The 15,040-nt window shown below is 58.1% G+C and carries 12 protein-coding genes; 2 read left to right on the top strand and 10 right to left on the bottom strand.

The features are described 5' to 3' along the window. Positions 1–455: 455 nt before the first annotated feature. From MSL71_RS12610 to MSL71_RS12580, 7 genes are all read right to left on the bottom strand, one after another. Positions 456–2,171: an adenine deaminase C-terminal domain-containing protein gene (locus tag MSL71_RS12610; RefSeq protein WP_180140848.1), complete on the bottom strand. Its 1,716-nt coding sequence runs from the start codon at positions 2,169–2,171 to the stop codon at positions 456–458. A 162-nt stretch (positions 2,172–2,333) separates the two neighbouring features. Continuing rightward, entirely contained in the window at positions 2,334–3,662 is a 1,329-nt protein-coding gene (locus tag MSL71_RS12605; RefSeq protein ID WP_180140846.1) for an NCS2 family permease, read from the bottom strand. Positions 3,663–4,434: 772 nt separating this feature from the next. Then, positions 4,435–5,472 carry a LacI family DNA-binding transcriptional regulator gene (locus MSL71_RS12600; RefSeq protein WP_180140844.1) on the bottom strand — a complete coding sequence of 346 codons (1,038 nt, stop codon included), beginning with the start codon at positions 5,470–5,472 and terminating at the stop codon, positions 4,435–4,437. 229 nt (positions 5,473–5,701) lie between these two features. Beyond that, the gene (locus tag MSL71_RS12595) at positions 5,702–6,988 is read right to left on the bottom strand and encodes a GMC family oxidoreductase N-terminal domain-containing protein (RefSeq protein WP_246317785.1); all 1,287 of its coding nucleotides are present in this window, start codon (positions 6,986–6,988) and stop codon (positions 5,702–5,704) included. Positions 6,989–7,191: 203 nt separating this feature from the next. After that, positions 7,192–7,569 carry an FCD domain-containing protein gene (locus tag MSL71_RS12590; protein ID WP_281374505.1) on the bottom strand — a complete coding sequence of 126 codons (378 nt, stop codon included), beginning with the start codon at positions 7,567–7,569 and terminating at the stop codon, positions 7,192–7,194. Next, positions 7,570–7,860, bottom strand: coding sequence for a GntR family transcriptional regulator (locus tag MSL71_RS12585; protein WP_180140839.1), 291 nt, complete (start codon positions 7,858–7,860; stop codon positions 7,570–7,572). 518 nt (positions 7,861–8,378) lie between these two features. Next, the gene (locus MSL71_RS12580) at positions 8,379–9,812 is read right to left on the bottom strand and encodes an alanine/glycine:cation symporter family protein (RefSeq protein WP_180140837.1); all 1,434 of its coding nucleotides are present in this window, start codon (positions 9,810–9,812) and stop codon (positions 8,379–8,381) included. A gap of 514 nt (positions 9,813–10,326) precedes the next feature. Here MSL71_RS12580 and MSL71_RS12575 point away from each other — a divergent pair. Together MSL71_RS12575 and MSL71_RS12570 are read left to right on the top strand one after the other, a co-directional pair. After that, positions 10,327–11,034: an MgtC/SapB family protein gene (locus tag MSL71_RS12575; RefSeq protein ID WP_180140835.1), complete on the top strand. Its 708-nt coding sequence runs from the start codon at positions 10,327–10,329 to the stop codon at positions 11,032–11,034. Positions 11,035–11,209: 175 nt separating this feature from the next. Beyond that, complete coding sequence (locus MSL71_RS12570) at positions 11,210–11,614, top strand: rhodanese-like domain-containing protein (protein ID WP_180140833.1); 405 nt, start codon at positions 11,210–11,212, stop codon at positions 11,612–11,614. 19 nt (positions 11,615–11,633) lie between these two features. On the opposite strand, the gene MSL71_RS12565 is transcribed toward MSL71_RS12570, so the two are convergent. The 3 genes from MSL71_RS12565 to MSL71_RS12555 form a co-directional block, all read right to left on the bottom strand. Then, positions 11,634–12,029, bottom strand: a complete 396-nt coding sequence (locus tag MSL71_RS12565) for a VOC family protein (protein ID WP_180140831.1) — start codon at positions 12,027–12,029, stop codon at positions 11,634–11,636. Between the two features lie 87 nt (positions 12,030–12,116). Continuing rightward, positions 12,117–13,280 (bottom strand): MFS transporter, encoded by a 1,164-nt coding sequence (locus MSL71_RS12560; protein ID WP_180140829.1) that lies wholly within the window; start codon positions 13,278–13,280, stop codon positions 12,117–12,119. 585 nt (positions 13,281–13,865) lie between these two features. Beyond that, positions 13,866–14,711, bottom strand: coding sequence for a 3-hydroxyacyl-CoA dehydrogenase family protein (locus MSL71_RS12555; protein ID WP_180140827.1), 846 nt, complete (start codon positions 14,709–14,711; stop codon positions 13,866–13,868). Positions 14,712–15,040 lie beyond the last annotated feature (329 nt).

The following is a 15,040-nucleotide window of genomic DNA, read 5'->3' as shown; positions in this document are numbered from 1 at the left end:
ACGACATAAAAAAGGCGGTATCCGATGATTCGGATACCGCCTTTTTTTTGGATAACGATTCAATTGCCTCCGGCTGCACGACCGAGAGCTAAACATTTAAAAAACAAAATCAGGCCAATGAAAGGCGAATGTGATTTTCCCCGAGGAACGAGGGGGAAAGCGCATTCGCATTAGGGTTTCCAGGTGCCCCCACCTGGCCGTCGGAGACAGTGCGCTTACATCGATAATGGACACGTGGCAACAACGTATCCTGTGACTTCGTAGCGTGTGAGCCTGCCCGCACAAACTATTAGCGTTTCTGTCGGGCGAAGCCCGAGCCGAAGGCCATTGCACTTTGCCCTGAGGAACGAAGGGCAAAGTGCAATGGCAATAAGCTTTCGAGGTGGCTCACCTCGCCGCCGGAGGCCTGCTTTTTCCGCTCACTTTAACCATAGAAGGCTGTTGTTTTGAGTGCGTTACGCAAACAGTTCCACCAGGGTGCTGCTCCGGACATCCACGAGGCCCTTGTCCGTGAGCTTCAGGGCCGGGCTCACCGGTAGGGTAAGGGTGGCAAAGGACATGAGCGGGTTGGGGTGGACAAAGCCGAGTTCTTCCATGGCCTGCTGGATCCGGGCGACCTGTGCGGCAATCTCGGGCATGGGGTCTTCGGAGAGGAGGCCAGCCACGGGCAAAGCCAGTGAGGCCACCACCTCCCCTTTTCGCACCACGCAGATCCCGCCCTGGTTGCGGACCACCCAGCCTGCAGCCATCTTCATGTCCGAGGCCCGGCCCCCTGCCACCAGCAGGTTGTGGCTGTCGTGGGCATAGGAGGTGGCCACGGCGCCCCCTTGAAAGATGCACCCGGTCATGATCCCCTTGCCTGCCCCGGCCTTTCCGGTGTGGCGCTCGATGACAAGGGCCAGGTTGCAGGGCGCCTCCTCCCAGGACACCCTGCCCTCTTCCACCGGCAGGGTGAGTCGCCCTTCACGGGTGTAGGTGGTGAGATTGTTCTTCTCCATGGTGCGGCAGCAGACCACCCCGGCGCCCTCCGGGGCCTCCAGCTCAAACAGGGTGTCCGGGAGTTCCCCGGGCAGGCGAATGCTTTGGTAGAAATCCTCGGGAAAGGATGCGCCAAAGCCTTCCTCCGCCGTTTGGCACCGGGATACGGGGATCCCGCCTTTAAAGACCTCCTCCACGGTAAAATCTGCTGACCGGTCGGCCAGGAGCACGGCATCGGCGACCTTGCCCGGTGCAATGGCCCCCCTGTCCCGAAATCCCATGCGGCGAGCCGGTGACCAGGTGGCGGCGATGACAGCTTTCTCCAAGGGCATACCCGCCTCAAGGGCCTTTCTCACCACATGGTCGAGGTGCCCCTTCGCCACCAGAACGTTGGGTGGCACATCATCGGTGACAAAGCAGAAGAGACCGTCGGTATCGTGGGCCAGAAGGCAGTCGACGATCTCCGGGGTCACGGCTTTTTCCTGGAGTTCCACGAACATGCCGTTTGCCAGGCGCTGCTCCAGCCCTTCGGGGTCCTGGAGGCAGTGGTCCGAATCCACGCCCATGAAGAGCACCTTGGCAAGGTCCAGCCCCTTGTAGGAAGGACAATGCCCCTCCACGGCAGCAAAGGGCTGTTCGTTTCGCATGTAGTCGATGAACCCGGCGGCACGGGACAGGCCCATGTCAATGAGTTCCGGGCAGTTCATCACCTCCCCCAGGCAGATAACCTTCGGTTCTTCCCGAAAGAGCCGATTCAGCTCCTCCAGGCCCACCGCGCCCCCTGAGGTCTCCAGGTCAGATGAGGTGGCGGGCACGGAGCTGGGAACACCGTAGTAGACATCCGCCGCCGCCCCTTCAGAGGCCCGGATCATCTCCTGAATGCCCCGGAGCCCGAAGACGTTGGCGATCTCATGGGGTTCGGAGACCACAGTGGTCACCCCTCGCTCTGCAACGGCCCGGGCAAAGGGCACCGGGGTGCACAAGGTGCTTTCTATGTGCAGGTGGATATCGATGAGCCCCGGAATCAGAGGTTTTCCCCCGCAGTCCCGGGTCTCTTCGGGCTCAAAGCCCATGCCCTCCACCTTGCCGACATACAAAAAACGCCCCCGGTGAATCACCACGTCGCAGCGGTCCCACCGCTTGAGAAAGACGTTGAACACCAGGGCATCTTTTAACAGGGCATCCACAACCATGGTGTCCGCCTCCTTTTTCGTATCATTTTGTAACTATTCAGCCCCACATGCCTCCGGCGGTCCTGCCGGGGGCCAACCTTTTGAAAAGTTGAACAAACAGTCCTTAGGCCATCATTTCAAGGATCCGCCGGAGGCGCGCTGAAGGGTTACATCATTTTCATATCAGTGAGTTGCGATGATCCTGAAATAGTAGATCATGAGAAGGGCGATGGCGTAAACCGACCAGTGGGCATCCCGGGCCGCTCCTGTGACAAGCTTCAAAAAGGCATACACCACCAGGGCCGCTGCAATGCCGTTGCCCGCGTTAAAGGAGAAGATGGTCACCGTCACGCAGACAAAGGCGGGGATGTATTCCGTCATGTCGCTGTAGTCGATTTTGCGCATGGAGCCCAGCATGGAGATACCGATGTACATCAGCACCGGCGAGGTGGCGCAGGACGGAATCATCAGGGCAATGGGCGAGAAAAAGAGGGTCAGCAGGAAAAAGAAGGAGGCGACCACGGTGGTCAGGCCGGTTCGGCCCCCGGCCTCTACCCCGGCGGAGGACTCCAGGTAGGTGGTGAGAACCGGGCAGGAGAAAAAGGACCCGAAGGCGGTGGCGCCGGAGTCCACATAAAAGCACTTGTCGATGCCCGGCATATCACCCTTCTCATCCAGGTACCCGGCCTGTGCCCCCACGGCAAGGAGGGTCCCCAGGGTGGAGAAGAAATCGGGAATGAAGAACGCCAGGAGATAGGGAAGGTACTTCGGGCTCAGGGCTCCTGTGATGTCGAGGTTGAACATCATGGAATCGATGCCCGACGGCATGGACACCAGGCTCCCAGGAAGCCGGGTCACCCCAAAGGGAATGCCCGCCAGCGTGGTGAGGAGCACGGCAAAGATGATGCCCCCCTTGACCTTGCGGGCAGTAAAGAAAAGCACCAGGAAAAAGCCCAAAATGGACAGGAGGGCCTTGGCCGAGGTGAGGTCCCCGAAAACCAGCACGTTCTTGCCCGGATTGGCAACGATAATCCCCGCGTGCTTGAACCCAAGAAGCGCGATGAACAAGCCGATCCCTGCCCCCACAGCTACCTTCACGCTTGGGGGAATCACCGTCACGATAAACTCCCGGACCCCGAACACCGAGACCAGGATAAAGATCACCCCGCTGATAAAGACGATGCCCGATGCGATGCTCAAAGGGACGCCCCCTTTGAGCAGGGTAAAAGAGAAAATGGCCACGCTGCCCAGCCCCGGCCCCAGCATAAAGGGCCGGTTCGTATAGAGCCCCATGACAAGGGACGCCAGCACCGTCATCACCACGGTGACTGTAAAGGCCTCCCCCTTGGGCACCCCGCCCGAGCTGAGCATGCCGGGCACCACCGCGATGATGTACGCCATGGTCGCAAAGGTGGTAAACCCTGCGATGAGTTCTGTTTTCAGATCAGTCCCGAAGTCGGAACACTTAAAAAAGGCGCTGAGCCGCCCTTGGCCTACTCCTTGTCCATCCATCCTCACTGTCCCCTTTTCAAACAAAAAAACTGTCACGTAAAACAAATCAAAAAACGGCCCCTTGGCGCCGAATCCCTCTCGGCAGGGCCGCTCTGGATACACCTCATATGGTTTTTCAAAAAAACAAGCCTCCGGCGGCGAGGTGAGCCACCTCGTAAGCTTATTGCCCTTGCGCTTTGCCCTTCGTTCCTCAGGGCAAAGCGCAAGGGCCTTCGACTCGGGCTCCGCCCGACATTAACTCTGATGGCTTATGCAGGCTGGCTCACAAGCTTCGAAGTGACAGGATACGATGCCGCCGCTTGTCCATTATCGATTTAACCCGGATATTTCACGAGTCGAGTGCACCTATATTCAAGGCATCAGAGCTGCAGAAGTCGTGGTTTTATAAAAGCTCTGATAACGTAGAAGATGGGCGCACTCGGCTCGCCCGAAGGGTTAGAAATTCGAGCAAAAAAGCCTCCGGCGGCCCTGCCGGGGGCCAAACTTTTAAAAAGTTTGATAAACAGGTCAGGCTTCGCCGAAACAATTCCAACATTTTCGCACCCGTGCTTCGTTTTGATGGCCCTTCGGGGCGATCAAAACGAAGCACGGATGCATTAGAAACGTTTTTTGCGGAGCTTTATTTCAAAAAAGCAACCCGCCGGAGGCAACTGAACAGTTACGAAATATCTAAATATTTCCAAGTAATCAGACGTAATAATAGCTTATTGATTTGGCCCAATCGTTTTCTCATGAAATATCCGGGTTAAGCGTACTGCAACTTGACGGATACCTAAACCAAAGCCCGCACAGACGCCCGCTCTGCCAGGGTACTGCGGATCATCACCTTGTGGCAGGTGGAGGTCACCTCCCCTGCGGCCACGTTGAGCAGGAGCTCGGCGGCGCTCTTTCCGGCGTCGGCCATGTGCAGGTCCACGGTGGTCAGGGCCGGGTAGAGAAAAGGTGAGAAGGTGACGTTGTTGCGCCCGATGACAGAGATATCCTCGGGGATGCGGAGCCCGGCCTCCTGGATGGCGGCATAGGCTCCCAGGGCCATCTGGTCCGACATGCAGCAGATGGCCGTGGGCTCGGGCCCGGTGGCCAATCGCTCTTTTATCGCCAGGTAGGCTGATTCGGCCTGGTAATCCCCGTAGCAGATATTCTCCCCGCGCACCTCGATGTCCGCCTCGCGGCAGCACGCGTTGTAGGCGTCGATGACTCCCAAGGCGTTGACGTCGTTCTCGCGGCCCAGGAGCAGAACGATCTCCCGGTGCCCCTGATCTATGAGAAAAGAAGCCCCCGAGGCTTTGTCCAGATCCTGGAGGATGACCTGGTGAACGGGCAGGTCCAGCTCCGGGATGTTGATGGTCACAAAGGGCTTGCCGCTGCTTTGGAGGGTAGCGATGTTACGGTGCACCTGCTCGGTGGAGCAAAAGCCCGTGCTGAAAAGAAAATACCCGTCGCACCCCGCGCTGTTTTGCAGCTGGTCCTTGACGATCTCTTCAGAGGAGGCTCCGTTGACGGGCAAAAAGAGCATGCTGTATCCCCTTTCCGAGAGGACCTGCTGAATGCCCGCCAGGATGGCGTTGGTAAACTCATTGACGAACAGGGGAAGCGAAGTGGGGATAATCACGCCGGTGATCTTGGATTCGTGTCGTCCCAGGCTGCTGGCAAAGATGTTTTTGCGGTAATTGAGCTCATCGACCACCTTGTCGATACGCTCCTTGGTGGAGGCACTGACCCGCGTCGTCTCTTTGTTGTTCAGGTAAAGGGAGACCGAGGCAATGGACACCCCGACCCGTTTGGCGATCTCTTTGATGGTTGCTGCCATGGTGATTTCCCCGATAGGTTAAACGTTCAACCTCACCTACTATGAAGCTTCCGTGCCTGTCAATATCTTCCTGGGAGGCAGATCACCGGGGCCGTGACAGCCACTGTTCAAGAGAGGGGGGGGGAGAACCCGTGAAAAAACCGGGATGCGACGGCAGCACGGAGGCGATTAGCGTTCCGGTCAGCGCCGTTTGGGATACAGGAAGGCAGAGGGGGGGGGAAGGTGACAATCAGGCCAGGTGAGCTGCCAGGCGTCTTCCCAGGCCAAGGAGGGTGAGGGTCGGGGGGAGTCCCCAGGCCTCCGGCACCACGGAGCAGTCACAAACGTAGAGGTTTTCCTTCTCCGTCTTCAGGTCGGAGTCCACCATGTGATTGATCTTGACGGTCCCTCCGGGGTGGGCGGCCACTTTCCAGCCGGTATAGACCCCCTTGGCTCCGGCCTGCCTTAAAATGGCCTTTGCCCGGGACACCCCCGTCTTCATCTTCAGGCGGTCACCGGGGCCTATGCTCTTCCGGAGTCCCCCTTTCCATGTGAGCCGCCCTCCAAGCTCATCTTTGATCTTGATCATCACCATGAGGGTGTCGGGACGGGAAAGCATGCGGTGGAATTTCAATTTCGGCGCAATCTGGGCGGCAAAGACCGGGGTCGGAAAATGAAGGTCCACCATGAGGTACCCCTCGTCTTCCATATGGATCCCTGCAGACATCTGGGTCTCGCCTTTGCTTCCCAGGCCGTCCACGGAGCCGAAAACCATCACCAGCGGATCAAAGAAAAAGTCGTACCCGGCGCTGTAGAGACCGCTGTGGCGAAGGATATGCGCAGATCCGATGCCCCCTGCGGAGAGGACCACCTTGTCGGCGTAAGCTGAAAGGGTTTGAAAGCCCTTTTTGTAGATCACCCCGATGGCGGCGTCCCCTTCAAAAATGACCTTCTCCACCTTGGCCCCGTTGACCAGGGTTGCACCCTGATCCACGGCCTCTTCCACGTAATCCCGGGCAGTCCATTTGGCGCCGTGGGGGCAGCCGTAGGTGCACTTGAGGCAGTCGGGGCGACAGAGATCCTGATCGATGAGCTTATTGAATTTGTTCCACTCATAGCCCAGGTTGCGGGCGCTCTCCATCAATCGCAGGGCACCGGGTCCCATGAGCTCGTCTTTTAGTGGAGCGATGGGGAGCTCCCGCTTCAGCGCGTCCACTTCCCCGCGGATATCAATCCCGTAGGAGTCAAGCATCTCAAAGGGCGGATCAAAGGCGGTGGCGCAGTAAAACATGGAACTCCCGCCGGTGCAGATGCCCCGGACCATGCCGAGGAGGGATTTGTTGCTGAACAGAATATTCCTGCCGGGAATCCCCGCATTTTTCACCAGTTGAGAAAAGGTCCCCTTGACGGGTTTGTAATCACCCCATTCCAGAATCAGCACATCCTTTCCCTGTGCTGTCAGTTCCCTGGCGACGGTGGCCCCACCCGGCCCGGTTCCCACGACAATCACATCGGCCTGTGTCTTCATGGTTTCCATAACGCCTCCCTGTTAAAATTGTCGACAATCCACAACCGTCATTGATACATAGCGACAGGACACCTGTCAACACGCATCAACTATGTTCATTTTATGGTCATATTTAAGGGATCCGGGGCCACCGAGAACCGCCAGGCCCCTCCCCAATGCCATGCCCGCCCTCCCCTCCGCCTGCCGGGAAGGCGCGAACTTTTCACATCATCTCAACCGTGCAGCCGGTGACGCCCGAAGGATGCCAGGGCGTAGATCTTTTCCGACGCCACATAGGCCTCCATGGCCTGGACGCCCCTCTCCACATCCCGCGCTTCAAGGCTCTCGACAATGGTTTTGAAATAGGACAGCTTTGCAAGGTATCTTTTGCGGTTCACCACGAGGGAAAGGTATTGCAAGCGCTGGGCGTTGGGCATCAAACCCTGGAGGATGCCTGCAAGAACGGGATTTTCAACGGTCTCCAGACCGACGTCGGCAAAACTGAAGATCGCATCATAGACGCCGCCGGCGTCCCCTTTTTCAGCCGCGGCCGCCATCTGTTCGTAGGCATGGATCAATCGCATGCGGTGAGACTCACCGCACCGCTCGATTCAGCGGCGCACCACCAGGCCGTAGAGGACCTGAAGGACATCGGCGTGCCCTTCGATCACCGCCTCGGTCACCCGGGTCACCCGCGCCCCGCACCGGGGCACGATCTCCACCAGCCCCCTTTTTTCCAGAATACGAATGGCCTCCCGGATGGGGGAACGGCTCACCCCAAATTCACCTGCGATGGCCTGTTCACGGACCCACTCCCCCGGCGGCAGATCCAGGCGCACGATCTTCTCCGTAAGGTAGGTGGCGATGCGATCGGATAAATTCTCAGGCTTCTCGGTTTCCATGGGCCTCCGCTCAGGGGGTTGGGGTGGTGTGGCAACGGCCTGTCATGTCACCCGATAAAGTCGAAACCCGCCGTGCAGCCGCCGCAGATTCCACAGAACAATGTATCCCCGGAAAAGAAATTGCGTACTGGTTTTATGCGTTCAGCAGGTAATCTCTCGGGTAACGCGAAGAAGCACGTGACATGAGATGGAACAGGTCCCGCAGCTCATGTCGGGGTATCATCGATTCAGGATTTCAGCGAACAATGGACAGGCTTTGCTTACATAGGAAAGAAGTATATCATATTAATTTCTACCTACTCAAAGGTAAAAATGCAACCTTCATTTCACGGTGGATTCACGCGGCCATGGAAAAACATATGCACATCAGGGGGAGGAAAAGAACAAGAAGGGAAGAAAAAAATCGGAAACGCACACCCTGCGAAACCCGCGGCCCCTTGCCTGGCGGAAGCCCGGGTATCGCCGGATGTATCAGCCACGGCCCTTCCCATGTCGCAACGGAAGGACCGGTGACTCAATTACTTGTCGCTGCGGCTGTCCCAGATCCCCGGCTCCAGCTGATCACGAAGCTCGGGGTAGTCGTTGGCGTCAAAGGTGGGCAGCTTGCCCTCTTTGAGCTGCTTGTTGTAATCCCTGGCCAGCTTCACCACCACACCGGAGAGAAGCACGATGGCCACCAGGTTGGTCAGGGCCATGAAGCCCATGGAAAGATCCGCCATGGACCAGACGATGGGCAGCTCGGCCACGGCGCCGAACATCACCATACCCAGAACGAGGAAACGGAACACCGTCAGGCCACCGGGATGGTTTCGTTCAAGGAAGATGAGGTTGGTCTCAGCATAGGAATAGTTGGCGATGACCGAGGTAAAGGCAAAGAAAAAGATTGCCACGGCCACAAAGGCGTTGCCCCAGCTGCCCACTCCCGAAGAGAGGGCTTTCTGGGTCAGTTCGATGCCGCTCATGCCGGAGTTGGCCTCCAGGGCGCCGGAGACGAGGATCACGGCGGCCGTGGCAGTACAGATCACCAGGGTGTCGGCAAACACGCCCAGCATCTGAACATACCCCTGGGAAGCGGGGTGGGGAGGATAAGGCGTGGCCGAGGCCGCGGCGTTGGGGGCGGACCCCAGGCCCGCTTCGTTGGAAAACAGGCCCCGCTTGATGCCGTTCATCATGGCCTGGGCCACGGTGTACCCCAGGGCCCCGGAAACGGCCTTGTCCCATCCAAAGGCGCTGTTGATGATAAGCGAGATCACTTCGGGAAGCTTTTCGATCTGGGAGCCCACCACATACAGGGCGAGGATCAAATAGGCAAGGGCCATGAAGGGCACGATGAGCTCAGCCACCCGCGCGATGGTGCGAAGGCCGCCGAAGATCACTATGCCGGAGAGGACCACGAGGATTCCCCCCATGACCGCAGGAGAGACCCCGAAGGCCACGTCCATGGCCTGGGCAATGGAGTTGGCCTGCACCGCGTTGAACACCAGACCGAAGGAGATGATGAGAAAAATGGAGAAGAGCACACCCATCCAGCGCATGCCCAGGCCTTTCTCCATGTAGTAGGCGGGGCCGCCGCGGTAGTTGCCGGCGTCGTCACGGGTCTTGTAAAGCTGTGCCAGGGTGCTCTCGGCAAAGGCGCTGGACATGCCCACCAGGGCCACCAGCCACATCCAGAAGATGGCGCCGGGTCCCCCAAGGGTCAGGGCCACGGCCACGCCGGCCAGGTTGCCGGTGCCGACACGGGCGGCCAGACTGGTACACAGGGCCTGAAAAGATGAAATCCCGGCGCTGTCCGCCTGACGGCTCTTTTTCAGCACGGAGAACATGTGCCCGAAGTGGCGAAACTGGATGAATCCCAGGCGAAGGGTGAAGTAAATCCCCACGCCGATCAGAAGATAAATGAGGACAGAGCCCCAGATCAAGCCGTTCAGGTTGTTGATGATAGTGTTTAACACGCGTTGCTCCTTGTGAGTTTAACAGGGACCGGCTTCCCGTCGATGGCATGGACAAACAAAAAAAACGCACGAGCCCGGGCCTTGACGTCCAAGCCGCCCCGTTCGTGCGTGTATGTGTGTGGGTAATGCCGTTCCCGCTCATTCATACGTTCATAATTTCGGCCCGGAATATAGTACGATTCACCCTAAATTGCAATCACGTAAAAACGATGGAAATCCCTCGCCAAATCAAGCCTTAGCCAAGGTTCCTTCCTTGCTGAACAGACCGGCACCTGGCCCTGCCCCGAGGGCTTAACAACAGGCAACCTTACGCTTATTCACGATTTCAGCCCCACGGGCACCCGAAGCAGCACCTCCATGCAACGCCCCGCCTTGCCCTTGGCATGGCCGCCTCCCAGGCACGCTCACGGCCTATTTTACTGACACATGCAAAAAAGGCATACCCTCAATTAGAAAAATGGAATACAATAAAAGTTTTCGCACTAAAAACAGACATAGACAACGAGGAACATCGATGCTGGACATGTGGAACGAATCATTGCCGTATATCATTCGCATCCTGACGGCCGCCGCCCTGGGCGGGCTGCTCGGGCTGGAACGGGACATCCACGGACGGGAGGCGGGCCTTCGGACCCACCTGCTGGTCTGCGCCGGGTCCGCGGTGTTCATGACACTCTCCACGGCGGTCTCCACCTTCGGCGTCCTCAAGCCCGAGGCCTTCCAAGGGGTCACAGACCCCGGGCGCATCGCCGCGCAGATCGTCACGGGCATCGGCTTTCTGGGGGCCGGGGCCATCATCAAGGACGGTCTCTCCGTGCGGGGGCTCACCACAGCGGCCTGCCTCTGGATCACCTGCGCCATCGGTATGGCCGCAGGGGCCGGGCTGTATATCCTCTCCGTGGCCACCACGATCATCGCCCTCTTCTCCCTGTCGGTACTCAATTACGTGGAGCAGTTCTATAAAAAGGACGTCTACCGCAACCTGACCCTCTCCCTTCCCGAAGGGGAAAAACCGGAGCGGGCCATTGAAGTGATGAAGGAAAACGGGCTCCGAATCATCTCCACGGAACTCCTGAAAGACTACGACACGGGCGTAACCCGCCTCACCCTGGGGCTCCAGCTTTCATCCAGGGGAAACGTGGACAAGCGCTCCTACGATATCATCGACGCCCTGGAGGAGAGCCCCATCATGCTCAACTCCATCAAGTGGTACAAAATTTAGCCTGACCCGGCTCGCCCGAAGGGTGAGAAAATCAAACAGCAACCCCTGATTTACATTTTGTATTTTCAAAATGGCTGACATTTTCGTTGTAGCATTCTAAAATCATGCAGCTTTCATCTTGGCTATTTGTTTTCTCATGAAATATCCGGGCTAATTTTCACACAAAGAGGTGACCATGGCTCCAGACGACCTGTTCGCCGCCCCCACCCTTGCCGATGTACTCCGGGAAATGGACATTGAATTTCTCGTTGCAGGAGAGTACGGCATCACCGTGGACGACGCCGCAAATTTCATCGGAAACGACCACTTCCTATTTCTGGATGTGCGAACCCGGGAGGAGAAAGACCACCTGGCTTTCTCCTTTGCCCGGCACATCCCCTTGCATGAACTCCCGGACCGTGTAGACGAACTCCCCCGGGACAAGTTCATCATCACCTTCTGCGTCTCCGGGTTTCGGGCCGCCATGGCCTACGCCTTCCTCCGCACCCAGGACTTCGACGAGATCAAGGCCCTTAAAGGGCGCCTGGACGAGCTGGCCGGAGCCATGACCCCAGGCCGGTTCTACCGCCTGGGGCCATAATTTCAACGGAGTTCGGCACCTACTCCCTGTAATACGCCTTGTACTCTTCCGTGGGCTCGATCTCCTTGTAGAGGTAAAGAACGTTTCCGATGGGGTCGGCCACGGAAAACCCGCGGTCGCCCCAGGGGTGATCTTCCAGGGGGCTCAGGACGGCAAGGCCCTCCCCTGTCAATCGCGCATGCTCGGCGTCCACATCCTCCACCATGAAGTTCAGGACCACCCCGGCTCCGCCAAAGACAGGCCTGTCGTCCCGGGGTTCCATGAACTGAACCGTGGGCCCCTCCGTTCCAAAGCGAAGGCTCAGGTACCAGCCGCAATCAAAGGCGATGGAAGCGGCAAAGTGTTTTCGGTAAAACGCGCGGCATGCGTCAACATCCGGCGTGCAGAAACAGGTAGATAATGCCTGTGGTTTCATCTTGTCTCCTTTATCACTGTATAGATCCATGGGCCGTGGTGATGGGTCACCACGGCGCCAAAGGGCCAGATTGCCTATAAAAAAAGGTCAGGCCACAACCCGACCCCGTCCGAAACAGGCAGCCAGTACACCGGCATTGCACAGGATCAGCGCGGAAAAAACGAGCAGGCCGGGGCCAAACCCGCCATGGTCCGAAGCCGTGCCCAGCAGCATCGGACCCGTAAAAAATCCCGTTCCCCAGGCCAGGTAAAACGCACCGGAGATGGTGCCCCTGCGGGAAACCGGAACCGACTCACTCAAAGCGGCCATGGCCGATACGCAGAAAACCCCCAACCCAAACCCGGCCATGGCAAGAAAGCCCAAAAGGGCAGGACCGCTTGCCCAGGCTGCAAGGGGCAGGCAGCCCCCCGCCAGAATGAGCCCCAGGCTCATGGTGACCACACGCCCGGCTTTGTCGGACAAGGCACCGCCCATAAGCTGGGCAAGGCCCACGGCAACATAGAACAGGACGAAAAAAAGCGACACAGCATTCTCCCCTCCCCCACGGCCCGCAACAAGGGACATGGGAATCACCGTGAGAAACACGCCGTAACCGCATCCGTAGAGGACAACGCCGGAGAAAACAGCCCGCGTCTCCCGGGTGACCACAAGGGCCCACGCCGATCTCAGGTGCCAGCCCCCGCTTCGGGGAGCCCGGGCCCCAGCCTTATCCCCCACGCCCCACAACACCAGGAGCCCTCCCGAAAACCCGGTTGCCGCAAGCAGCCAGAAGGGGCCGCTTCCCCCCCAGCGTTCACAAAAAAGAAGCCCCAGGAGCCCGCCTGCCGTCAACCCCAGGTGCATGGACGCGTTGTACAGGCCCAGGATCTTTCCTCTGCCCTCGGACCAGTCCATGGAGAGCAGCGCCGGGGCCAGGGCCCAGACAGGCACCTCGCCCACCCCCTGGAGAAACCGTCCCAGATAAAGAAAATTCGGGGTTTCGGCCAGGCCGTAGGCCAGGGCCGCAAGACCGCAGACCGCGTACCCTGCCGCCAGAAACCATGTGCAACCATAACGGTCGGCAAGGGTTCCCATGGGGAGCTGAAGCAGTACAAAGGGAAGGGCAAAACACGAGGCAAGGCACCCCACGTCGGAAAACGATCCGGACAGGGCTGCCATTCTGGCGGGAAGCAATGATACGGTGAGCCCGACGCCCACCATCAGAAAAAACACAGAGACATTCAACGAAACAGCCGATTGAAATCGAGCCATACCATCCTCCTTATCCGCCGACATATCAGCGGAAAATCCACACTCAGAGCGGACGGACGGCCGGGGGATGCGATTTCACGCACGCCCCCCGTTCTCTTAATCGCACCCGGATACCGGGCCGATCAGGAGCCATCGCCACTCACTCTACAGAGAAAGCCAACATACTTCAGGCTGTCTGCGGAGGAGGCGGAGAGAGGAATCGTATGGTATATGTATTCATGTGTCTCCTACCCCGGATATTTCATGAGAAAACAACCACTCGAAAGGAAAGCAATATGATTTCAGATAGCTACAGTAAAAATGTCAGCTATTTTGAAAATGCAAAATGTAAATCAACGTTTGCTGTTTGATTTTCTCACCCTTCGGGCGAGCCGAGTGCACCCATCTTCTGCGTTATCAGAGCTTTGAGGTAAACCACTACATCTGCAGCTCTGACGCCTTGAATATGGGTGCACTCGACTCGTGAAATATCCGGGCTACACTGGTAACGGTTTCACACGGTATTCTTCTTGATTTTAAAAAGCGTGTCAATACCGCATGCAAGGAAACCGGAGGCAGGAACATCGGCGGGTCCGGGTCCGGGGGTCAATAGTCATACCACCCCTTGCCGGCCTTGCGCCCCACGCGCCCTGCGTCGAGGTGTTCGCGAAAAATCCCGGGGGTCTTGAACCGGTCTCCGTAGGCATCGGTAAGAATGGTATGGACCTTGTCGAGAAGGTCCAGGCTGATGTTGTCGCTCAGGCGGAAAGGGCCCACGGGGTGGCCAAGGCCGAGACGGCATGCGGTGTCGATATCCTCTTTGGTGGCGACCCCCTCATCCAGGAGCCGGTAGGCCTCGTTCATCAGGGCCAGGAGAATACGGTTCACCACAAACCCCTCCACATTTTTCACCATCACCGGTTCCTTGCCGATGGCCCGGCAGAACGCCATGGCAAATTCTGCGGTGGCCGTGGAGGTGAGGAGGCCGGGGATCACCTCCACCAGCTTCATCACCGATGCCGGAGAAAAGAAGTGGAGCCCCACGAACCGATCGGGGCGGGCCGCGGCAGCCAGCTTTGTAATGGAAATGGATGAGGTGTTGGAGGCAAAAACGCATTCCGGCTTGCACAGAACGTCCAGCTCTTCAAAGAGAGCCCGCTTGGTCTTGGTCACTTCAAGGATCGCCTCGATGACGAGATCCACCTCGTCAAACCCATCATACATATCCGTGGCTTCGATGCGGGAAAGGATGTTCTCTTTTTCCGTCCCATCCATCCTGCCCTTCTCCACCCTGCGGGCCAGGACCTTGTCTGCGGTCCCCTTGCCCCTGTCCGCCAGGTCCTGGCTCACCTCTTTTAAAATGACATCCATGCCGCTTTGCGCACAGCACAAAGCGATCTCAGCCCCCATCATCCCAGCTCCCACAATCCCGACTCGCGTCACCTTGCTCATGGTCTCTATCCTTTCGGAAATCCGGTCTGTTCACTCAAAACCCAACCCGTTGGCCAAAGCTAAACTTCACGTTAACGTAAGCCGATAAATCCGATCGCGTCAAGAGATATTGTACTCTTTACAAAACATCGTTATCAAACACATCATGATACAGCCCCCCCTCCTCTCCATGCCCAGGCACAACAGACGGGTATGTTCCCTGGCCCATCCCCCCGGAACAGCATCGTATTTTTTCGTCACGACGCCCCTTGACCCAGCCGTCGAAGTGTCGTAAATCCTCGTCATGAACGCCCGCATGGAGGAGGGCATCGCCATGTCCTCCTTCAGGC

The organism is Desulfoluna butyratoxydans (assembly GCF_900699765.1).
GTDB classification, from domain to species: domain Bacteria; phylum Desulfobacterota; class Desulfobacteria; order Desulfobacterales; family Desulfolunaceae; genus Desulfoluna; species Desulfoluna butyratoxydans.
Note: the sequence above shows the minus strand (reverse complement) of the source record. Positions and strands in the feature narration are given on the sequence as shown.

Excerpts from the sequence above, each read along its gene's own strand:
- MSL71_RS12610 (WP_180140848.1), bottom strand. The coding sequence starts at position 2,171 with ATGGTTGTGGATGCCCTGTTAAAAGATGCCCTGGTGTTCAACGTCTTT.
- MSL71_RS12605 (WP_180140846.1), bottom strand. The coding sequence starts at position 3,662 with ATGGATGGACAAGGAGTAGGCCAAGGGCGGCTCAGCGCCTTTTTTAAG.
- MSL71_RS12600 (WP_180140844.1), bottom strand. The coding sequence starts at position 5,472 with ATGGCAGCAACCATCAAAGAGATCGCCAAACGGGTCGGGGTGTCCATT.
- MSL71_RS12595 (WP_246317785.1), bottom strand. The coding sequence starts at position 6,988 with ATGGAAACCATGAAGACACAGGCCGATGTGATTGTCGTGGGAACCGGG.
- MSL71_RS12585 (WP_180140839.1), bottom strand. The coding sequence starts at position 7,860 with ATGGAAACCGAGAAGCCTGAGAATTTATCCGATCGCATCGCCACCTAC.
- MSL71_RS12575 (WP_180140835.1), top strand. The coding sequence starts at position 10,327 with ATGCTGGACATGTGGAACGAATCATTGCCGTATATCATTCGCATCCTG.
- MSL71_RS12570 (WP_180140833.1), top strand. The coding sequence starts at position 11,210 with ATGGCTCCAGACGACCTGTTCGCCGCCCCCACCCTTGCCGATGTACTC.
- MSL71_RS12565 (WP_180140831.1), bottom strand. The coding sequence starts at position 12,029 with ATGAAACCACAGGCATTATCTACCTGTTTCTGCACGCCGGATGTTGAC.
- MSL71_RS12560 (WP_180140829.1), bottom strand. The coding sequence starts at position 13,280 with ATGGCTCGATTTCAATCGGCTGTTTCGTTGAATGTCTCTGTGTTTTTT.
- MSL71_RS12555 (WP_180140827.1), bottom strand. The coding sequence starts at position 14,711 with ATGAGCAAGGTGACGCGAGTCGGGATTGTGGGAGCTGGGATGATGGGG.